Here is a 20,213-nt window from a genome sequence, read left to right on the forward strand (position 1 = left end):
TCTCCCCGTCTCGTTAATTGCCTTCGTTGATCGTGAACGCCTGCGGATCGACGAGCATCATCATCATCATTCCGCCTGGGAAGATGTTGTTCGTCGTAATCTCGCGCTCATTGTGCGAATGCCACATGTAGGCGAACCCGGCTTCCGATGTCGGCGAATTCGCGATCGTGCCGCTCGGCGGCGTCGTGCCCGTGAACGAGGTCGCGCGAATCGTCGCGTCGGGGCCGAGGTATGGGCTGCCGCCGTACCACGGGCCGTTTGTCAGCAGACGCGCATCGGGCAAAGTCACGGGGCCGCCGCTGCCGACATTGCCGAACGGATGCGCTTCGAGCGGCCTGTTGTGATCGGCGCACCACTCGTAGTAGTTCGGCGCGTTGGGGGGCGCGGGTGGATTGCTGTTGACGGTGTAGTAGCCGTTCGCATCGGGAACGCAGACGCTGCCGTCGCCCGCCGTATGTCCATAGACGTCCCAGTTGAGGCCCCTGCCCGTCCAGTAGAAGATGCCGTCCATCGCGAGGCCGGGCGTCGTGGTCGTCGTAAAGAGCAGCGGTCCGGCGAGCTTCGTCGCGTCCGTCTTGCTCAACAGCAGATTGCCGTCGCGCGCGAGCACGCGCACGTGATTGCCGTGCTCGTGGAACGGATGCTGCCAGCGACCCGAGCCGATTACGCGTAGCAACACAGGCTCACCCGGATGCATGTGCGGATTGCCGTTGTATGGCTGATGCGGATACTGCTGCGCGTAGTTCGGGTCCATGTCGTCGGGCATCGAACGGCCATTGATCATGAAGTACGCGGGGCGGTACGGCTCGGTTTCGACGCTCATGCAACCCGTGGCCTGCGAGCACGGCTTACTCGCTTCCTGCTCGGCCTGCGTATGGATGCGCGGGTCCATCTCGGAGAACTGGAACAGGTACTCGCGGTCGTAGCAGGCCAACGGATGGTCGTATGCGGCAGCCGCGTTGCGAAAGTCGGGCTGGCCGTCGGGCAGCGTCGATTGAACCGCGCGACAGCCAGCCGGGACGGCGAGCGCGCCGCCGGGCGTGGTGGGCGTCGATGTGGGCAACACGATGATCGCGCCCGCCAGGCCCATCTCGACCTGCAGGTCGCCCTGCGTGCCGCTGTAATAGCTGTGCGTGCCCGGCGTCGACGCGATGAAGCTGTAGGTCACGCTGTTGCCGTGTGTCGCCTCGCGCGTGAGCAGCCCCGGCACGCCCGTGAGCGTCGCTGGACACGTGCCATCCGGATTCAATACGGCGGCGCAGACCTGGAAGCCCGGAAACAGGATCGACGTATTGCCCGCCGCTTCGGGCAGGTTGTTCGTCAACGTGACGGTGACCTTGTCGCCTTGCCTGACGATCAGCGTCGGCCCCGGCACCTGCATGCTCGGGCAGTTCGCGCCTGCAATGGTAGCGGGAGAAAAGCCCGACGGCGCGGTGCGGCAGCCGTAGCCCCACGCGTAGACGCTCGCTCCGTCAGGCTGGCTGATGCGGTTGGCCTCGGCCGACAGATCGAAATTCGTGCCCGTGATGCCCGGCGCGGCTGCGTGCGCGTTGATGCAGTAGAGCAGCGCAACGACGGCCGCGCAAAGCAGCGCATGGAACAGCGTAAAACGTGGCGCCGAGCCACGCCGCGCGTAGCGTGTGCGTCGGAAGTTGTCGATGATGTTGCCCACGGCTCATCTCCTAGGTGCAGGACTTCGTGGTCGGGTCCACCGAATGGCAGATGTGGACCTCGGTCATCAATCCGCCGAAGTTCTCGGCATCGTTCGACAGGTGGTCGAGGTTCGGCGTGTACAGATAGAAAATCTGACCGGCCGAGTAGCGGGTCGTGTCGCTCGCATCGAGAATCACGTCGATCGACTCGCCGCCGCCGAGCGTGATCGAGTTGGTCAGATAGGTCATGTCGTTGCCGGCAAGATCGCGCAAGAGCCGCGCGTTGACGCCGATCACATGCATCGGAATGCCAAGCGACGCGAGCGTCTGAAACTCGCTGACGTCGAGATCCGATATGCGCAAGAGCGCCTTGCCGCCCGCCGGTACATTGATGAGCGCGGGCAGCGGCTGCGAAAAATGCTGCGAGCCGTCGGCAACGGGCGTCTGCATCGGGCCTTGCGACACGGTGTCCGGATAGCTTCGGCCATTGAGCATGAAGTACTTGTCCTTCATGTCGGTGAAGGGCTCCGGATTGAACGTCATGCCCACGAAGTGGAAATTCGGATCGAAGCCGTGAATCTGCACGGGATACTCGACGTCATAAGCCGTCGAACCATCGCCGTCGTTGTACGCATACAGCGTCGGCGTGTTGCTCTTGTTCTTTACATGCAGCACGCTGTTCTGCGGCGGCACGGGCGTCGAGCAGAGAACGTCGTTGCCGCATGCCGTGCGCGGATCGCTCTGCTGCTGGATCAGCGCGTGGTAGAGCGTCCCGTTCGTCACGCGGTTCTGGCGTGGACGCACGAAAATCTGGCCGACCATGCCCATCTGCAGATGCTCGGGCGGCGTGATGTGGCAGTGCCAGAAGTACGTGCCCGCGTCAGGCGCAAGGTAGTAGTACGTGAAGCTCGCGCCGATATTGATCGCCACCGATGCATCCGGCACACCGTCATAGAACGCGGACGCATTCGGATAGCCGTGGAAGTGCACCGTGTGCTGCTCGAAGAGGTCGGGGCGCATGATCATCCCGACGTTGGTCAACGTGAGGAAGAATTCGTCGTCTTCGTCGATGGCCATCGTGGGCGCGGGCATGTTGCCGTTCATCACGCCGACGTCCATGATCTGGCGCGGATCGACATGCCCCGTCAGCTGGCCGGGTGGCGTCGAATCCGGATCGGGCACGAGGCCGATTGCGCCGTTGTAGTTCGGATCAGCGGCCGTGCCGACGACGTTGAACACCGACGCGAACTGCGTGCCCGGCAGGCCCTTCTTGATATCTGCCAGCCCCGACAGCGGGCCGAACGCGAACAGATAGGTCTGCGTGCCGTCGCCCATGGTGGCATAGCCGTCACCACCCGAAATCTGCTGGCATTTGATCGCGCCGTTCACGACGCCCGTCGCCTGCGAGTTCGGCCCCGTGAAGGACGGGCCCGTATAGGCAGGCTCGCCCGCACTTGCCGGCAGGGCTGTCGGATGCAGTGTGGTGGTAGGCGGACATTGCACCCGGAACGACTGTGCGAACGACGGCAACGCAAACAACGACAGCAACAGCGCCGCCACGCCGCTGCGGTATGCGAGGGTACTGAACATAGGACCTCCGCTGAGGAGTCAGTCAGCGCGGGGACGCGCTGCCGTCGGGCACTGCGATGACGAGTGCGGGTTCATCGTCGCAATTTCCCGTATTTGAATTTTGCAGACGAGGACCGGGCGACGGGATGGGGCACCTCCCTACACTTGCGGTAGGGTTGACCCAACAGGGACGTGAAGTCGCGGCAACGCGCAGGGCGCCTGCCGCGGGCGAGCGCGTGCGAACGCGCCACCTTCAGTCGGGAGGCGACCGGCCTGCGCCTTCGACGGAAGAACAGCGCTTTCAAAGGAATCCGGGATCACCGTGCTCGCGCGGGCAGGTCCTTCGAATTCGAAAGCGTGTCAGGTAAAAGCCTGACGCTGATCCAGGAATGCTGTTTGTGCCCGCTCCGCACCGTCCTGAAGACTTGCCCTTTGCCATCACTCACCGGGCGGCAGACTGCTTTTATGTGCTTGCCGCGCCTATCCATCTGTATCAAGATCGAATCGACTCATCCGGACCAGGCCATTCCCATGACAGACGACACCGATCCCGACAAGCTGAAAGGCCCTGGTGGCTTGACGTTGCGTCAGATCCACGAGCAGGTTCAGAAAAGCGTGGAGCGCGACCGCCAGGAACAGGCATCGCGCAACACCGTTGCCACGCAGCGCACCAGGTGGCAACGCTGGGTGCGCTACGTGTGGGGCCGCAGCGGGCGTCGCTAGCCGGCGAGCTTGCGGTGCCTGTTCCTCGGCCTGGTAGCGGGCCGCAGCACAGTCGCGTCGTTTGCTTGCAACGTGCAGAACGACTACGACGGCCTGACCGCGCGTTCCCCGCTCAAGGCTACGGGATCCTCCGCTGCGTCACGTAGATCATCGAGATCACGGCCGCGTGTCTCAGGCGTGTAGAAGGTCGTCACCACGCCGATCAAACTCAGAATCGCGACGTACGTCGCAAGCGGAATCCACGCCATGACCCTGCCTTCCGCACCGCCCCAGTGCGCAGTCGCCCAGGCGATGATCGATGCGCCGATGAGCGGTGCCACACCGCCAGCGATGACGGCTGATACCTCACGGCCCACCGCGACACCCGCGTAGCGATGTTGCGCACCGAAGAGTTCAGGAAGCAGCGCGCCTTGTGTGGCGAACATCCCCCAAACGCCGGCCAGCGCGACGCACAACATGGCGATGCTAGCGGCCGCATTGCCCTGGCTCAGCACCCACCAGGTGGGATAGGCCAGCAGGAGTTGATACAGGGCGAAGGCACGGTAGACGGGAACGCGTCCAAACCGGTCGCTCAGCATGCCCGTCATCGGAATGATGACTGCCCCCGACACGCCGGCAAGCAGTAGCGCAATCGGGCCGATCGGCCCTTTGAGGCCCGTCGCGGTCACCATGTAACTGATGGCGAGCGACTGATAGATCGACGAACCACCGTTCTCCGCCATACGCATGCCGATGACTTTAAGCAGCGTCGGCGTCGAATGCCTGATGAGGTGCTTCAACGGACTGTCGTTGACCTGTTGACGCGCTTCGAGCTTGGTGAAGGATGGCGACTCCTTGAGTTTCAGGCGGATCCAGATCGCCACGGCAATGATGACGACACTCAGCAGGAACGGCACGCGCCAGAGCCAGCTTTGCGAGATGTCCTCGACACGCACCAGCGCGAAGTAGATCGCAGCCGCCATCACCGTCCCGAGCAACACGCCCATGAATGGTAAAGCGGCGAAGTAGCCGCGACGTTTTGCAGGCGCATATTCGGCCATCAGCACGGCGGCTCCCGCCTGTTCCGCACCCGCTCCGAGCCCCTGCAGCAAGCGGCAGCCTACCAGCAGGATGGGCGCCCAGATGCCCGCGCTCGCGTAGGTGGGCAGCAGGCCGATCAGCGTGCTTGCGATCCCCATCAGCAGGATCGTCGCCATCAGAACGAATTTGCGTCCATATCGGTCGCCGAGCGTACCGAAGACGATGCCGCCCACAGGCCGGATCGCGAAGCCGAGAAAGTACGCGCCAAAGCTCGCGATCAGCCCCATGGCGGGATCGCTCGACGGGAAGAACAGCGGCCCGAAAATCAGCGCCGACGCGAGGTTATACAGCGCGAAGTCGTAATACTCGAGTGCGCTGCCGAGCGATGCGGCCCATGCGGCGCGATAGAGATCAGCGGTCGTGACCTCGTTGCGGGTAGTGCTGGCGTTGCTCGCGATGCCGCCTTCGGCGGCCGCGATGGTTGGCTGGTGCTTCATGATGTCTCCTCCGGTTCCTGCGATTGCGTTGCGATCGGCCCGTCCTCGTCTTGGCGCGAGATGCCGGAGCTGGCTGCGTTGCCCTTCGTGTTGCCTGTTCGACCCGCGCGCCGCCCTAGCCGACCCGTGCGATCTCGTCGAGCAAAGCCGTGCTCATCACATCGATGGGCGCCGCTTTGCCTGTGTAAAGTTCGACCTGTCCGCAGAACTGATGCAGCAGCATGCGGGTGCCATCGATCACGCGGCATCCCAACGCGGCGGCATCGCGGATCAGCTTCGTGCGCACGGGGATGAAGGCCGCGTCCATCACGAACAGATGCGGCGCCAATTGCGTGGCCCGCAACGGATTGACGTCCGGCGCGCGGAAGCCCGCGGCTGTCGCGTTCACGACGCCATCGAATGCGTGGGGATCGAAGTCGCCGAGATCCCCGCCGAAAGCGAGGCCAAAATCATGCGCGAGATCCTGCCCGCGCGACGCGGTGCGATTGAACACGGTCACGTGGCCGCCCGCGCGCTGCACGCCCCACGCAATCGCGCGTGCCGCGCCGCCCGCGCCGAGCAAAGCGATGCGCTGCCCCGCAAGCGAAGTCACCTCTTCGAGCGCGCGCACGGCGCCCGCGCAGTCGGTGTTGTAGCCCGTGAGATGCCCGTCGCAATTCTGGATCGTGTTGACCGCGCCGATTTCGCGCGCGGTTTCGTCGAGCGCGTCGAGGTGGGGAATGACGGCCTGCTTGTGCGGCATGGTCACGTTCAGTCCGCGGATGCCGAGCGTGCGCATCGCATCGATCGCGCCCGCGGCATCTTCTATGCCGAAGCTGACGAACGTGTAGTCGACGCCGAGCGCCTGGTACGCCGCGTTGTGCACCTTGACGTTAAACGTGAACGGTTGGCCCGCGAGCGAGCCGCACAGCGATGGGATGGAATGTGGCATGGTCGCTTTATGCTTTGGAGAGATCGAATGCGGAGATGGCCGCGTCACCATCGAGCACGCGTAGCAGGTTGTCGGTCGCGAGTTCGGCCATCGCGCGCCGCGTCTCGTGCGTCGCCGAGCCGATGTGCGGAAACGGCGTGACTTTCGGATGCGTGCGCAGCGGCGAATCCTGCCCGAGCGGTTCGACGGCGAACACGTCGAGAGCGGCAGCACGCAAGTGGCCACTATCGAGTGCGTCAACGAGAGCATCCTCGCGCACGATCGCGCCACGCGAGCCGTTCACGAAGATCGCACCCGCCTTCATCGAGGCAAACGCTTTTCCGTCCATCAGACCGCGTGTTTCGTCGGAAAGCGGCAGCGTCAACGCGACGATGTCCGCGCGCGCCAGCACTTCATCGAACGATGCGCGCACCGCGTGTCCGGCAAGCGTTGCCGGCACCTGCACATCGAATGGATCGTGGAACACCACGGGCATACCAAACCCGAGCGCCGCGCGCCTCGCCACCGCCTGCCCGATACGGCCGAAGCCCAGCACGCCGAGCGTCTTGCCATGCACGTCCCAGCCGAACAGGTCTTCGCCGATGTTGCGTGTCCATCGGCCGTCGCGCACATGGTTCGACAGGTCGACCAGACGCCGCGACGCGGCGATGATCAACGCGAATACGGTGTCGGCCGTGGTCTCGGTCAACACGCCAGGAGTGTGACAAAGAGTGATGCCGCGTTGCTTCAGGTACCCGAGGTCGTAGTTGTCGACGCCGACTGAAATGCTCGAGATCACTTGCAGACGCGGCGAGCGCGCCAATTCGTCCGCGCCCAGTCTGAAGCTCGAACCGATCAGGCCATCCGCGTCGTTCAGCGCCTCGCGAAAACGCGGCAGTTCATCGACGCGTCGTGGATCGGCGACAGTCACATCGTGCAAGGTCCGGATTCGCCCGAGCAGATCGTCTGGAATCTTTCGAAAGACCAGGACGTTCCTGCGTGCGGTGCTGTTCGTTGACATGCTCGTTTCCTCTTTCTGATGGGGCTGATGTTCAGCGCGGCGTCGTGCGAAGCGACGAAGGGCCGCCCGACAACGCAATCCTGTGTCCCGTATCGCGCAGATGCCCGCCGTTGACAGCGAAGAACGCAAGCTGTTTCTCGACGTTGAACTGCACGATCAGATACTTGCTGTCCGCAGTGAACACGATGCCCTGCGCCGCCTCTCCGCCCGGCGCCTCGGAAACCTTCACCGCCTGACCGTCGCGGATCGCGAAGAGCACCACCTTGCCACGCGCGTGGCGTCCAGGGTTATCCGGCGTCAGGTTCGAGCCATCCATTGCCTGAACGCCGATCCACTTGCCGTCGGGCGAGATCGCCACGCCCTCGGGCAGCGACGGCACCGTAACGTGCTGGACCGCGCGAAACGGCTCATGCGATACATCGATGAGCGTCACGTCATCGGCATCGCCTGCGAGCTTGCCCGCATAGGACGGCAGTCCGGCCAGCCCGACATCGCTCACGACGGCCCATTTGCCGTCGCTCGATACGTCGATCGTGTAGGGCGCCACGCCGCTCGCGAGGCGCAGACCGCTATCGGTCACCCGACCGTCGTCAACGTTCAGGACGGCCACGCCCTGCTCGTCGCGCAACGCCACCAGCGCGTGCCGGCCGTCGTGCGTGAAGCTCACGCCGGCGAGCCGCTTCTGTGCAATTTTCAGCGTGTCCTGAAGTGTCACGCGGTTCCCGTCGATACCGAGCACGGCCACGCTACCGTCGACGCAGGCGACGAGCGCGAGGCGGCCGCTTCTGTCGATGGCGATGCCTTGTGGATGGCTGCCGATGTCGAGCCGGGCGACGACGGGAGGCGAAGCCTGCAGATCGACGACCTGTACGAACGAATCCATCAACAGTTTTTTGGCCGCGTAGTCGTAGCGCGTCGGCGCGCCGACCAAGGCGACGTTTGCATCCGGCGTGATAGCGACGGCCTGCGGCGGCCCCTGAATGCCGTTCTCGACCTCCACCTGCACCTTGACCTGCGGCGGAAAGCGGCTTGCGTCCAGCAGCGTCAGCGTGTCGGGTTTCGGATTGTCGGGGTAGGTATCTCGCCCTTCGACCCGCTGATATTTCCCGTCGTTGCCCGAGACGATCCAGTCGGCGCCGTACGATGTGCAGGCCATGACGGCGATCGTCAGACCGGCAAGCGCTTGCGCGCAGCGGGTCCGTTTCGCATTGGGTGAACGCATGTCGATGTCTCCTTTATCAGGCTTTGTTGTGATACTGCGTGCGCGCCGGTCTCAAACCACGCTGGTCAAACCGCCATCGACGAACAGCGTCTGCCCGTTGACGAAATCCGAAGCCGACGACGCCAGAAATACCGCAGCGCCGCACAGCTCTTCCACTCGGCCCCAGCGCCCCGCGGGCGTGCGCTTGCAAAGCCAGTCCGAGAAGTCGGGATCGTCGACGAGCGCGCGGTTCAGATCGGTTGCGAAGTAGCCCGGCGCGAGCGCATTGGCCTGAATGCCGGAACCGGCCCATTCCGCGCACATACCCTTGGTAAGCATGCGAATGGCGCCCTTGGTCGCCGCGTAGGGCGCGATGCCCGGCCGCGCCAGTTCGCCCTGCACCGAGCAGATGTTGATGATCTTCCCGCGCCCACGCGGCAACATGTGCCGCGCGACGGCTTGCGATACATGGAACGCGCCGTCCAGGTTGACGCGCAACAGGTCGTTCCAGTCGTCGGCGCTGAAGGTTTCAAGCGGTGCCCTGCGCTGGATGCCCGCGTTGTTCACGAGAATATCGATCGCGCCGATGCGCGCCTCGAACGCATCGATCGCTGCGGAAACTTCCGCGCGTTCGGTGACATCAAAAACCGCGATATCCGCGTTGAGGCCTTCGTCGCGCAGTTGAGCCGCGACGGCCGCTGCCTTCTGCTCGTTGCGATCGTTGATGACGACAGCCGCGCCCGCGCCTGCCAGTCCGCGCGCCAGCGCCAGGCCGATGCCACGCCCGGAGCCGGTGATCAGGGCACGCCTTCCGTTCAGGCTGAAGAGCTTCAATGTGTCGTTCATTTTTGCTGGCGCCCGCCAGGCGCGCCCGTGTTGTCTCCAATATCCGTAGTTCATTCCAATTGCCGCGATCGCGCCAATGATCATTCATGACGCTGTTATCATGATTCGTGATTACACGGGACGAACCGCCCGTCAGCGGGAGTGGTCATGGAATTGAAGCATCTGCGTGCATTCGTCGTACTTGCCGAGGAACTGCATTTCGGCAAAGCCGCGCAGCGGCTATGCATCGTGCAGTCTGCGCTGAGCATGCAGATCAAGGCGCTGGAAGACGAACTCGACGTGCGGCTGCTGGAGCGCGACCGTCACAAGGTCGCATTGAGCGAAACGGGAGCGCTCTTTTTGCCCGAGGCTCGCGCCACGCTGCATCAGGCATTGCGCGCGGAGCAAACCGCGCGGCTGTCGGCTCGCGGGGAAATCGGCACGCTGCGGATCGCCTTCGTGTCGTCGGTGCTGCCGAAGCTCTTGCCGACGCTCATTCGCAACATGCACGAGCGCTATCCGCTCATCACGCTCGAGTTGAAGGATATGCCGACGCCGGATCAGGTCGCCGCCCTTCACGACAACAAGCTCGACTTCGGCCTGATACGCCTGCCCGTTGCGGGCGCGGGACTTGAAGTTTGCGTAGTACTCGAGGAACCCTTTGTCGTCGCGCTTCCCGACGACCATCCGCTAGCCGCCCAAGCGCTGATCCGGCCGGCGGATCTTCGGGACTATCCTTCGTTCGTGCTTGCGCGGCGTTACGCACCGGGCTTTCACGACGAGATGCTCGTCGCCTTGAAACGTGAGGGCGCGCAACTCAATATCGCTCAGGAACTGGGGGAATTTACAACCATGCTGGCGCTAGTCGCCGCAGGTATGGGTATTGGCATGATCCCGGCCGAGGCGGCCATCGCCTTGCCGCCGAAAGTCGTAGCCCGTCCGCTCGAACTTCACGGTTACCGGGCTGGCATCGGGCTCGCGTACACCGACCTCGATAATCCAGCCAAGCGAGCGCTTCTCGGTGTGATGCAGCAATGCTTCGGAAACGCACAGGAAAAATAATGGGCCCCGCCATTTCACAATTGCTATGAGGCTCAATGCGCGGCCTTTCCTCCCTCACTTCCCGTCCATCTGTTCTCCCCACACTTGCTGCCCGACGACGCTGGCCATGACGCGCCAGCGGTCGCTTTCCAGAACGGTTTGCGCGTCGATACGCCCGAACAGGTCCAGGAGAGGCGCGACGAGACCCGTCCAGCCTGTCTGGTGACTGGCACCGAGCCCCGCACCGTTGTCGCCGTGGAAATACTCGTAGAACAGGATCAGGTCACGCCAATGCGGGTCGTCCTGGAACTTGCCCGTCCCGCCGTAGACGGGGCGTCGTCCATCCGCACCACGCAGAAACGTACCCGTCAACCGGTTGACGATCTCTTGCGCCACCTCAAACAGCGTCATGTGCGGCCCCGAGCCCGTCGGGCATTGAACCTTGAAATCGTCGCCAAAAAAGTCGTAGAGATTCATCAGCGCCCTGACAATCAGCAGATTCACCGGCATCCACACCGGACCGCGCCAGTTGGAGTTTCCGCCGAACATCCCGGTATTCGATTCAGCGGGCAGATACTCCACCTTGTATTCCACCCCACCAACATTGAGTACATACGGATGGTCGAGATGATAGCGAGAGAGCGAACGAATGCCGTGCGGCCCAAGAAATTCGTTCTCGTCGAGCAGGTATCCGAGCACGCGCTCGAGTTTCCGCTTGTTGAGGATCGACAGTAGCCTGCGTTCCCTATGGCCGATGAAGCCGGCATCGGTTGGCGCCACATGAGCAATCAGCTCCGGGTAACGCGTTCGAAATTGCGCGATCATTTCCAGCAGTTTCGGACAGCGCGAGACAGTACCAGCTTCGAAAACCGTCGACGCGCACAGCGGCAGCAACCCGACCATTGACCTCACCTTCAGACGCGTGGTCTGGCCGTCGGGAAGACACAGCAGATCATAGAAAAATCCGTCCTGCTCGTCCCACATCTCGTCGGGATGTTCGCCGCGCCGGTCCATCGCATAGGCAATCCACATGAAGTGCTGGACGAACTTGAAGGCGATCTCCTCGTACATCGGGTCGTACTCAGTCAGAATGATTGCCATCTCCAGCATGGTCTGGCAATAAAACGCCATCCACGCTGTTCCGTCCGCCTGCTCAAGGGATCCGCCTGTCGGAAGCTGCGCACTGCGATCGAATACGCCGATGTTGTCCAGGCCCAGAAAGCCGCCGGCGAAGACATTGCGACCTGAAGGGTCCTTACGGTTCACCCACCAGTTGAAATTGAGCATCAACCCCTGAAACGAGCGTTCAAGAAAGCGCAGATCAGCGCGTCCCAGCGCTTTCTCATACTTGTAGAGCCAGAGCGTGGCGGCGGCATGCACGGGCGGATTGACGTCACTGAAGTTCCACTCGTAGGCTGGGATCTGGCCACTCGGGTGGACATACAGGATGCGCAGCATCAGCAGTAACTGCTCTTTGGCGAAATCGAAGTCGACGAGCGCCAGGGCGATCGTATGAAAGGCCAGGTCCCAGGCCGCGTACCACGGGTACTCCCACTTGTCCGGCATGGAAATCACGTCGGCATTCAACATGTGGAACCACTCCATATTGCGCACATCGCGCCGGGCGGCTTCGAGCAATGGATGACTCCCGTGCTCGCGCAGCCACAGTTCGAGATCGAAGTAGTAGTACTGCTTGCTCCACAGCATGCCCGCCAAAGCCTGACGGTGCACCCGGCGCTGGTCCTCGGTCAGCGACTTCGGGGCAACGCGCTCGTAGAACTCATCCGCATCGGCGATGCGGGAATGGAAGGTGTTCTCGAATTCGTCGAAGGGATTGACCTGCCTGACTGCCGTCATGCGCAACCGGATAGTCACGTTGCCGCCGCCGGGTACGTCGCACACGTAATGGGCCGCCGCCTTGGTTCCCGTCCTGGCGGGATTGACAGCCTCGCGCTGCCCCGCAATGACGTAAGCGTGGAACGCGTCCTTCACGTAGGGTGACCCGTTGGGTTGATTCCACAGACGCTGTGCGTTGCTATCGTTTTCCGTGAAGAGCAGTTCCCCCGCGCCGTCGCAGTAAAGCCAGTACTCGCCCAACTCATGATGCGTCGCACGAATGACGCCTGGACCCGCTTCGCATAGTGATGGCCTGCGATCGTCGTGGCCCCACGACCAGGTATTGCGAAACCATAGCGTTGGCAGGACCCGAAGCCGTGCCCCTTCCCGTGCGCGGTTGTGTACGGAAATGCGCACGAAGATGTCTTCCGGACCCGCCTTTGCGTATTCGACAAACACGTCGAAGTACCGGTCGTCATTAAACACGCCGGTATCGAGCAGTTCGTACTCGAGTTCGCCCCGCGATCGTTTCCGGTTGGTCTCGACCAGATCCCGGTACGGATACTCCCGCTGCGGATACTTGTATAGATACTTCATGTACGAGTGGGTGGGCGTGCTGTCGACGTAGAAGTAATACTCCTTCACGTCCTCCCCATGATTGCCTTCGCTATTGGTCAGGCCAAAGAGGCGTTCCTTCAGAATCGGGTCACGCTCGTTCCATAGTGCAAGGGCAAAGCACAACTGCTGCCGGTCGTCGCACAGTCCGCCGAGCCCGTCCTCTCCCCATCTGTACGCGCGTGAGCGGGCATGATCATGCGTGAAATAGTTCCAGGCGTCGCCGTCATCGCTGTAGTCCTCGCGGACCGTCCCCCACTGCCGCTCGCTGAGATACGGCCCCCACTTCTTCCATGGTACTTGCGCGGTACGCGCGTCGTTCAGGCGCTTCTGTTCGGCTACATCGACGAATGCAGGGCACATGATTCGCCTCCATAACGGCGCATGGACTCGATCTCAACATGCACGAAGACGCATCATCGTGCGCGATTGAGGCAACAGCGGCATGTCGGCATGGGTGATGTTCTGCGCGTTGCTGTCTTCACGATCGCGGAATGTATTGGAGGTATGGCTGAATTGCCCTCGAAGAACGCGATGGTGCCGACCCGTCCATTGCCGTCTACCCGATGCCGACGTATTCAGGTACACGGCGAGTTGAGGGACGTCCCATGGATACTTTCACAATGTAGGAGCCAGCACGAAGCAAGGCAATACGATGTTGGGGACCTGGTGAGACAACAGACGACCTCGGCCGTGGCCAAAGTTCATGAAGTAGGCCCGTCATGACGATGCGCTATTCCGCCTCGCTGCTTCGATTGCAGGTGAAGGCGCCGTTAGCCCAGGCCTCCGGTTACCCTGCCAGACCCGCCTGGCGATCGCAGGGCTGAGCAGCGTCGACGGCGGCATCATCAGGTTGACGACCTTCAGAAACGCAGTCGCCAGCGTGCTGTCGCGTGTCGCGGCAAGGTGAAGCTTGCCGATGTACCAGTTGATGAAACGCAACATCGGCGGGCGCGCGCCTTTGACTTGTGGATGGCGGAGGTCGTTGCCAACCGCGATGTCCCACGGAATATCGACGATCTTCGCGGCCGCCCTGAAGAATCGACGCGCAAGATCGTTCGAGCCCGTGCGCAGGCACTGCTGCAGCGCCAGCGCCTCCTCTGCCGCGACGGTCATGCCCTGCCCGTAGACGGGATTGAAGCTGCAGATGGCGTCACCGAAAACCAGGTAGTTTTCGGGGAAACGTGCAAGCTTCTCGTATCGCCGGCGCAGGCTGGAGGCGTAGCGGTAGCGCCTGAATTCGCTTAGCGGTTCAGCTCTTGCGACAACATCGTGAATCTCCATGGTCGGCAGTGTCGCCAGATAGGCGAGAAAGCCCTGGTCGTTGTCGGGTGCGTCGTCGCCAAGAAAACCGCCGGCACTGACGATCCAGCTGTCGCCTTCCTGCGCGAGCATGACGCCGTTGCGCCAGTTCGGCGCACTACCGGCGACAACGATACCCTGCCTCCCGTCAAGATCAGTCGACCGGCGCCGATAGGAACGGGTCATGTAGCTGATGCCGATCTCGACCTTCTCATTGGCGGGAGGTTGGTAGCCGAGTTCTTCAAGCCACGCCGCACTGGATGAGCCGCGGCCAGTCGCATCGACGACAAGATCCGCGTCGATGGTCATTTCCGGCTGGCCCTCGACACACGTGCGCACACCCGTCACGCTCCTGCGACCGGGATCGGTGGCAAGCCCCCGCACAGCGCAACTTTCCATGGCGCGCACGTTCGGCAAACCCAGCAGCCGCCGGCGTAGATGGCCTTCGAGCACGGGACGGCTCGCAAGCAGACCGGTCAGGTCACTCGTGCCGTTAGCAAGCCTGACGTTGCGACCGATCCAGATCACATCGTTGGCGACATCACCGATCAAGCCGCCGCTTTGCGCGACGACTTCCATGTTGTATCCAGGGAAGAATTCCTCGAGTACCGCACTGCCGCGCGCAAGGAGCCCATGGGTATGGCGACCCTGCGGCACGCCCTTGCGCGGCGTATCGGCTGCCGGAAATGCATCGCGTTCGAGCACGGTGACGACAGTATAGAAATCCGACAGTACCCGGGCGGCCAGAAGCCCACCCATGCCGGCGCCGATCACGATCGCATGTTCGCCCAGTTTCTTCATGACAATCCTCCCGTTCAATCCGTCGCAATGCGTCCAGCGACCATCGCATGCAGGCAATGGTAGGATTGCCTCGTCCCCTGAGCGTCCCCCCGGACGCCGTCATTGAGGGTCGCCTCGCCATGGCTCTGTTCAGCGTGCGGACGCTTGGATTTCCGGAGATCCGTCAGGACGGCCAGTTGTGCCATCTGGCCTTGCGCAAAGGCGTCGCGCTGCTGGTCTACCTGGCCGAAGCGAAGGGCCCAGTCGGGCGCGACGCCGTCGCTACGATGTTGTGGCCGGAGGGCCGCGAAGAGGTGGTACGGGCGCGGTTTCGGCGCCTGTTGCATCGCCTCCAGCTCACCCTCGGCGACGACGTTCTTACGACCGACCGGTCAACCGTTCGATGGTCGGCAGCGATCGACTTGCAGGTGGATTCCCAGCTGTTCGAGCAAGCCTGCGACCGCGGCGAGTTCGAGCGGGCGTGCCGCCATTATCCCGGCGACTTTCTCGAGGGTTTTTCGCCCGGCGACTGCCCACAGTTCGACGAGTGGGCTTTTTTTCGCCGGGAGGCCTTGCGGGGCCGGGCGATCCAGGCGCTCGAGCGAGTGGTGCACGACAGGAATGCGGCCGGCGACTACGCGGCCGCGGCCGCGCACGCCGGCCGTCTTGTTGAGCTCGATCCGCTCAGCGAAGTGTACGGCCGGCACCTCATCCGCAACCTTCTGCTCGCCGGAGACCGGGCCACGGCCCAGCGGCATCTCGAAGCCCTGACGCAGCGACTTCGCGACGAGCTCAATGTGGCACCCGAATCCGAGACTCGCGCGCTGCTGAATGCAGGCGCAACCTTGCCCATCGAGCAACCGCCGTCGACGCGCTACGTCAGCGGTGGCGGCGTCCATCTCGCATTCCAGACCTACGGCGCCGGCCCTATCGATGTTCTGGTGCTGCCCGGCTTCGTGTCTCACGTCGAACGGGTTTGGGAGGAGCCCCGGTGCCGGGCGTTCCTGTCCTCGCTCGCCGGGATGGGCCGTCTGATCCTGCTCGATCGTCGCGGCATCGGGCTTTCCGACCGGGTCGGGTTCAATCCCAGCGTCGACGCGACCGCGCAGGACATCGGCACCGTGCTGGACGCCGCAAGCAGCCGCCGCGTCGTGCTGTTCGGCGCGTCCGAGGGCGGACCGGCATGCATCAAATTTGCCGTTGATCACCCCGATCGAGTCGCTGGCCTCATTCTGTTCGCCTCGCTGGCGAAGGGAACCGCAACGCACGACTATCCCTATGCACTTCAGGCTGGTCAGTATGACTTGTGGCTCCAGCAGCTCATTGCAGTCTGGGGCGGACCTGCAGGCATCGAAACATTCGCGCCGAGCCTGTCGGGCGATCCACAGGCGAGAGCCTGGTGGGCAGGCTTGCTTCGGGCTGCGTCGAGCCCGGGAGCCCTCAAGGGCGTGCTCGAGGCGTTGCGCGATATGGATGTGCGGCAGTTCCTCGGCCGAGTTTCCATGCCTACCCTGGTGCTGCATCGTCACGACGACCGCGCCGTTCGCATCGGCGCCAGCCGGCATCTCGCCAGTCACATCGCGCAGGCGCGATTCATCGAGCTCGATGGCGCCGATCACTGGGCTTTCGCCGGCGATCAGCAGCCCGTCCTGGACCACATCGGGCGATTTGTCGGCAGTCTCGCTGGGTAGCTGCGACCGGGCTTTCCGCTTGCGTTCCAGGCGTCATCCACATCCACTGCTGCCACCACCACTCACACGCCAATACCCGCACCAGCCAGCAACCTATCCCACCTTGGAATAACCCCTATCCCTTTCCGCCCGTTCCCGCGCCGGTCCGGAATGGATACATTGCGGATCAACGCAATCGCGAGAGCACCGGACCCCCGATGCTCCAATCCATTCAAGGAAACATCATGGCCAGGCTCTTCAATCCGATCCAGGTAGGTGCATACACACTCTCACACCGCGTGGTCCTCGCGCCGATGACCCGTCTGCGCACCATTCAACCCGACGACATCCCCAGCCCGATGATGGCCGACTTCTACGGACAGCGCGCATCGGCAGGCGGCCTGGAAATCGTCGAAGCCGCGAGCGTCTCGGTGCAGGCGCGCTCGTACCTCGGTGCGGCAAGCATCTACCACGACGGCCAGATGGAAGGCTGGCGCGCGATTGCGAAAGCGGTCCACGCAAAGGGCGGACGCGTGTTCCTGCAACTGATTCACGGCGGCCGTCAGAGCCATGTCGAGATGACAGGCGGCGTCGATCCCGTGGCGCCTTCCGTCGTGCCGTTCGACGGCGTGGCGCTCACTAAAGACGGTTTCGTCCCCGCCTCGCCGCATCGCGCGCTCGGCATCGAAGAAATTCCCGCGATCGTCGAGGATTTCCGCGCCGCCGCGCAACGCGCAAAGGAAGCCGGCTTCGACGGTGTCGAACTTCACGCAGCGAACGGTTATCTCGTCGACCAGTTCATCCAGGACGGCACCAACCAGCGGACGGACGCATACGGCGGCCCGATCGAAAACCGCGTGCGCTTCCTCCGTGAAACGCTCGAAGCACTGATCTCGGTGTGGGGCGCGGACCGCGTCGGCGTGCGGATTTCGCCTTCGGGCGAATGGGGCGGTATCTCCGACAGCGACCCCGAAGCGACGTTCAGCTACGTGGCACGGCTGCTCGACTCGTACGAGATCGCTTATCTGCACGTGATCGAACCGCGCGTCAAAGGCGACGACACGCTGCATCACGACCATCCGCCCGTCGCGACGAAGTATCTGCGCAAGCACTTCTCGGGTCCGATCATCGCTGCGGGCGGTTTCGATCGTGCGAGCGCAATCGCCACGGTCGAATCGGGCGATGCCGATCTCGTCGCGTTCGGCCGCCATTTCTCGTCGAATCCCGATCTGCCGTATCGCCTGCAGCACGACCTGCCGCTCACGCCGTATGTGCGCACAGCGTTCTGGGGCGGCACGGAAGCGGACTATTCGGACTTCCTCACGCATGAAGAGACTCAAGCGTTGGAAAGTACCGAAGAGAACGCCACCGCAGACGAGGCGCAAAACGCCTGAGCAACCCGCGCACGCGGACGCATTCGCACATCCCGGTTCGAAACGATGCGTCACGCGGCCTGCGACTTGCCGTGGCCCATGAAGCGTTCCGGCGCGAACTCGGGCGCAAGGCACTCCTCGACGAATGCAGTGAACTGACGCGCCTTGCTGCTGGCCAGCCGTCCCGTCGGATAAACGGCGGACAACGGAATGGCCGGCAGCATCCAGTCATCCATCACCGAAACGACAGCGCCCGATTTCAGTTCAGGCCAAAAGGCCCATTCCGACGCGACGGCAAGGCCCATATCCGCAAAGACGGCCGCGCGAAGACCCTCGGTCGCGGAGATCCTCACGCGGCCCTGCAGCCGCACGGGCAACTCCGCCGTGTCGCTGCGAAACGTCCACTCCTCTCCGCCGCCGACATCGCGCGTGTAGACGACGGCGCGATGCGCGTGCAGATCGGCAGGCGCTTGCGGCATGCCGTGCCGTTCGAAATAGGCAGGCGTCGCGAGCACGCGCCGGCGCGCGACAGCAATGCGGCGCGCCGTCATGTTCGAGTCCGCCAGTTCGCCCATGCGCAATGCGAGGTCGATGCCCTCTTCGACGAGATCGATGTTGCGATCGTCGAGCACCAGTTCGAGATCGAGTTCCGGGTGCTGTTCGAGAAAGGCCGGCAAGCGCGGCACGATGTGCAGCCGCGCGAAACATACTGCCGCCGACACCCTCAGCTTGCCCGTCAGTCCCGCCGCTGTGCCTCGCGCCGCCAGCACGGCCTCGTCCGCTTCTTCGACTGCGCGTCTCGCGCGCTGATAGAAGTTCTGGCCGGCCTCCGTCGGCGTGAGCGCGCGCGTCGAGCGCAGCAGCAGCTTGACGCCGAGCCATTCCTCGAGCTGCGCAACGGCTTTCGACGCGGCCGGCTGGCCGATATCGAAGTGTCGCGCCGCAGCCGAAAACGAACCTGTATCGACGACGCGGATAAAGATTTCGATCGCCGCAAGGCGGTCCATCGCGCTGACTCCCGTTTTGTGCCAAGCCGGGTGAATGTCCGGCACATCCTGCCAATATATGTCAGCCGCTCGCTCAGCTAACGTCCACCAGTTCATCCGCCCTCGACAAAAACAGCTTCAGAACAGGCGACGCATTCGATCGACTGTAGCCGATCGCGAGATCGACGGTCGGCGCCTCGCCTACCAGCGGACGACTGACCACCGACCACGGCAGCAGATTATTCGCGTACTCGGGCATCAACGAAAGCCCGCGCGTCGACGCAACCAGCGACATCGCCATCGCAAGGTTATCGACACCATGCTCAGGCTTCGGATCGAGCCCATTCTCCTGCAGATATCGTGCGACCACATCGTGCAGCACGCGCGCCTTGTTCGACGCCATGATGAACGTCTCGCCTTCCAGATCCGACGGACTGATCGCTTGCTTCGCCGTCAGCCGATGGTCGCTCGGCATCAGCACGACAAGCTTCTCGCGATAGACGACGCGGTAATCGAGATCGAGCCCGGGCTCCCTGCGCACGAACGCAAGATCGAGCTTGCCGCGCGCCACGGCGTCGGCGAGGTCGGGCGAGTAGCCACTCGACACCGTCACGTCGATGTTCGGCAACTCGTCGCGCAACACCTGCATGGCGCGCGGCAGCCACGTCATTTCCTGACCCGTCAGAAAACCGAGCGCGAAGACCTGCTTGGCCGGACGCGACGCGCGCCGCGCGGCTTCGATGGCAGCGTCGACCTGTGCGAGCGCAAGCCGTGCGTGGTCGAGGAACGCCTTGCCCGACGCGGTCAACTCGACGCCGCGCGCGCTGCGGCTGAACAGCTCCGCCTTGACCTCGTCCTCGAGATCCCGGATCTGCCGGCTAAGCGATGGCTGCGACGTGAACAGCCGTTGCTCCGCGGCGACCGTGAGGCTGCCCGTTTCCGCTACGGCAACGAAATAGCGCAGATGGCGTAACTCCATGCTTCCTCCTGGTTCGTCCGTTTTGCACGCTTCACAAGCCATGCTTCTGGAGCATGCCCGCCAGCCTACAAAGTCTTTTTTGTTTTCGCAAGCGAAGGCTAGATTACATGCCAGCAATCACATCGCCCGATGCGGACGCCGACAAGACAAGTGTTGTAGCCATGCCTGCCTGTTATTGCCGGACGGCCCCGCCGATCAACTAACCGGAGCTTT

At 63.2% G+C, this 20,213-nt stretch carries 15 protein-coding genes; 4 read left to right on the forward strand and 11 right to left on the reverse strand.

Annotated features, from left to right (window positions below; all coding sequences use genetic code 11):
• Window positions 1-13: 13 nt before the first annotated feature.
• A complete protein-coding gene (locus tag C2L64_RS42730; RefSeq protein WP_039902146.1) occupies window positions 14-1,603 on the reverse strand; it encodes a multicopper oxidase family protein in 1,590 nt (529 codons plus the stop codon).
• Window positions 1,604-1,682: 79 nt separating this feature from the next.
• Window positions 1,683-3,242 (reverse strand): multicopper oxidase domain-containing protein, encoded by a 1,560-nt coding sequence (locus tag C2L64_RS42735; RefSeq protein WP_009770126.1) that lies wholly within the window; start codon window positions 3,240-3,242, stop codon window positions 1,683-1,685.
• A 510-nt stretch (window positions 3,243-3,752) separates the two neighbouring features.
• On the opposite strand from C2L64_RS42735, the gene C2L64_RS42740 reads away from it, so the two are divergent.
• Window positions 3,753-3,944, forward strand: a complete 192-nt coding sequence (locus C2L64_RS42740; protein WP_007730741.1) for a hypothetical protein — start codon at window positions 3,753-3,755, stop codon at window positions 3,942-3,944.
• Window positions 3,945-4,027: 83 nt separating this feature from the next.
• Here C2L64_RS42740 and C2L64_RS42745 read toward each other — a convergent pair whose 3' ends face one another.
• From C2L64_RS42745 to C2L64_RS42765, 5 genes are all read right to left on the reverse strand, one after another.
• Window positions 4,028-5,461, reverse strand: coding sequence for an MFS transporter (locus C2L64_RS42745; RefSeq protein WP_009770124.1), 1,434 nt, complete (start codon window positions 5,459-5,461; stop codon window positions 4,028-4,030).
• A gap of 115 nt (window positions 5,462-5,576) precedes the next feature.
• Complete coding sequence (locus C2L64_RS42750) at window positions 5,577-6,392, reverse strand: shikimate dehydrogenase family protein (RefSeq protein WP_009770123.1); 816 nt, start codon at window positions 6,390-6,392, stop codon at window positions 5,577-5,579.
• Window positions 6,393-6,399: 7 nt separating this feature from the next.
• Window positions 6,400-7,392, reverse strand: a complete 993-nt coding sequence (locus tag C2L64_RS42755) for a 2-hydroxyacid dehydrogenase (RefSeq protein WP_009770122.1) — start codon at window positions 7,390-7,392, stop codon at window positions 6,400-6,402.
• A gap of 31 nt (window positions 7,393-7,423) precedes the next feature.
• Complete coding sequence (locus C2L64_RS42760; protein ID WP_009770121.1) at window positions 7,424-8,614, reverse strand: YncE family protein; 1,191 nt, start codon at window positions 8,612-8,614, stop codon at window positions 7,424-7,426.
• A 51-nt stretch (window positions 8,615-8,665) separates the two neighbouring features.
• Entirely contained in the window at window positions 8,666-9,439 is a 774-nt protein-coding gene (locus C2L64_RS42765; RefSeq protein ID WP_009770120.1) for a glucose 1-dehydrogenase, read from the reverse strand.
• 147 nt (window positions 9,440-9,586) lie between these two features.
• On the opposite strand from C2L64_RS42765, the gene C2L64_RS42770 reads away from it, so the two are divergent.
• Window positions 9,587-10,480, forward strand: a complete 894-nt coding sequence (locus tag C2L64_RS42770) for a LysR family transcriptional regulator (RefSeq protein WP_009770119.1) — start codon at window positions 9,587-9,589, stop codon at window positions 10,478-10,480.
• Window positions 10,481-10,534: 54 nt separating this feature from the next.
• Here C2L64_RS42770 and C2L64_RS42775 read toward each other — a convergent pair whose 3' ends face one another.
• Together C2L64_RS42775 and C2L64_RS42780 are read right to left on the reverse strand one after the other, a co-directional pair.
• Window positions 10,535-13,273, reverse strand: coding sequence for an MGH1-like glycoside hydrolase domain-containing protein (locus C2L64_RS42775; RefSeq protein WP_009770118.1), 2,739 nt, complete (start codon window positions 13,271-13,273; stop codon window positions 10,535-10,537).
• Window positions 13,274-13,630: 357 nt separating this feature from the next.
• Window positions 13,631-15,013, reverse strand: coding sequence for an NAD(P)/FAD-dependent oxidoreductase (locus C2L64_RS42780; protein ID WP_009770117.1), 1,383 nt, complete (start codon window positions 15,011-15,013; stop codon window positions 13,631-13,633).
• A 119-nt stretch (window positions 15,014-15,132) separates the two neighbouring features.
• On the opposite strand from C2L64_RS42780, the gene C2L64_RS42785 reads away from it, so the two are divergent.
• Both C2L64_RS42785 and C2L64_RS42790 read left to right on the forward strand, forming a co-directional pair.
• Complete coding sequence (locus C2L64_RS42785; protein ID WP_009770116.1) at window positions 15,133-16,683, forward strand: alpha/beta hydrolase; 1,551 nt, start codon at window positions 15,133-15,135, stop codon at window positions 16,681-16,683.
• A 224-nt stretch (window positions 16,684-16,907) separates the two neighbouring features.
• Window positions 16,908-18,056, forward strand: a complete 1,149-nt coding sequence (locus tag C2L64_RS42790; protein ID WP_009770115.1) for an alkene reductase — start codon at window positions 16,908-16,910, stop codon at window positions 18,054-18,056.
• 50 nt (window positions 18,057-18,106) lie between these two features.
• Here C2L64_RS42790 and C2L64_RS42795 read toward each other — a convergent pair whose 3' ends face one another.
• The gene (locus C2L64_RS42795; RefSeq protein ID WP_009770114.1) at window positions 18,107-19,042 is read right to left on the reverse strand and encodes a LysR family transcriptional regulator; all 936 of its coding nucleotides are present in this window, start codon (window positions 19,040-19,042) and stop codon (window positions 18,107-18,109) included.
• Window positions 19,043-19,115: 73 nt separating this feature from the next.
• Window positions 19,116-20,000 carry a LysR family transcriptional regulator gene (locus C2L64_RS42800; protein ID WP_009770113.1) on the reverse strand — a complete coding sequence of 295 codons (885 nt, stop codon included), beginning with the start codon at window positions 19,998-20,000 and terminating at the stop codon, window positions 19,116-19,118.
• Window positions 20,001-20,213 lie beyond the last annotated feature (213 nt).

Origin of the sequence: Paraburkholderia hospita, assembly GCF_002902965.1 — a bacterium.
Classification (GTDB): domain Bacteria; phylum Pseudomonadota; class Gammaproteobacteria; order Burkholderiales; family Burkholderiaceae; genus Paraburkholderia; species Paraburkholderia hospita.

Excerpts from the sequence above, each read along its gene's own strand:
- C2L64_RS42745 (WP_009770124.1), bottom strand. The coding sequence starts at position 5,461 with ATGAAGCACCAGCCAACCATCGCGGCCGCCGAAGGCGGCATCGCGAGC.
- C2L64_RS42770 (WP_009770119.1), top strand. The coding sequence starts at position 9,587 with ATGGAATTGAAGCATCTGCGTGCATTCGTCGTACTTGCCGAGGAACTG.
- C2L64_RS42755 (WP_009770122.1), bottom strand. The coding sequence starts at position 7,392 with ATGTCAACGAACAGCACCGCACGCAGGAACGTCCTGGTCTTTCGAAAG.
- C2L64_RS42765 (WP_009770120.1), bottom strand. The coding sequence starts at position 9,439 with ATGAACGACACATTGAAGCTCTTCAGCCTGAACGGAAGGCGTGCCCTG.
- C2L64_RS42795 (WP_009770114.1), bottom strand. The coding sequence starts at position 19,042 with ATGGACCGCCTTGCGGCGATCGAAATCTTTATCCGCGTCGTCGATACA.
- C2L64_RS42740 (WP_007730741.1), top strand. The coding sequence starts at position 3,753 with ATGACAGACGACACCGATCCCGACAAGCTGAAAGGCCCTGGTGGCTTG.
- C2L64_RS42775 (WP_009770118.1), bottom strand. The coding sequence starts at position 13,273 with ATGTGCCCTGCATTCGTCGATGTAGCCGAACAGAAGCGCCTGAACGAC.
- C2L64_RS42735 (WP_009770126.1), bottom strand. The coding sequence starts at position 3,242 with ATGTTCAGTACCCTCGCATACCGCAGCGGCGTGGCGGCGCTGTTGCTG.
- C2L64_RS42780 (WP_009770117.1), bottom strand. The coding sequence starts at position 15,013 with ATGAAGAAACTGGGCGAACATGCGATCGTGATCGGCGCCGGCATGGGT.
- C2L64_RS42800 (WP_009770113.1), bottom strand. The coding sequence starts at position 20,000 with ATGGAGTTACGCCATCTGCGCTATTTCGTTGCCGTAGCGGAAACGGGC.
- C2L64_RS42790 (WP_009770115.1), top strand. The coding sequence starts at position 16,908 with ATGGCCAGGCTCTTCAATCCGATCCAGGTAGGTGCATACACACTCTCA.
- C2L64_RS42760 (WP_009770121.1), bottom strand. The coding sequence starts at position 8,614 with ATGCGTTCACCCAATGCGAAACGGACCCGCTGCGCGCAAGCGCTTGCC.
- C2L64_RS42785 (WP_009770116.1), top strand. The coding sequence starts at position 15,133 with ATGGCTCTGTTCAGCGTGCGGACGCTTGGATTTCCGGAGATCCGTCAG.
- C2L64_RS42750 (WP_009770123.1), bottom strand. The coding sequence starts at position 6,392 with ATGCCACATTCCATCCCATCGCTGTGCGGCTCGCTCGCGGGCCAACCG.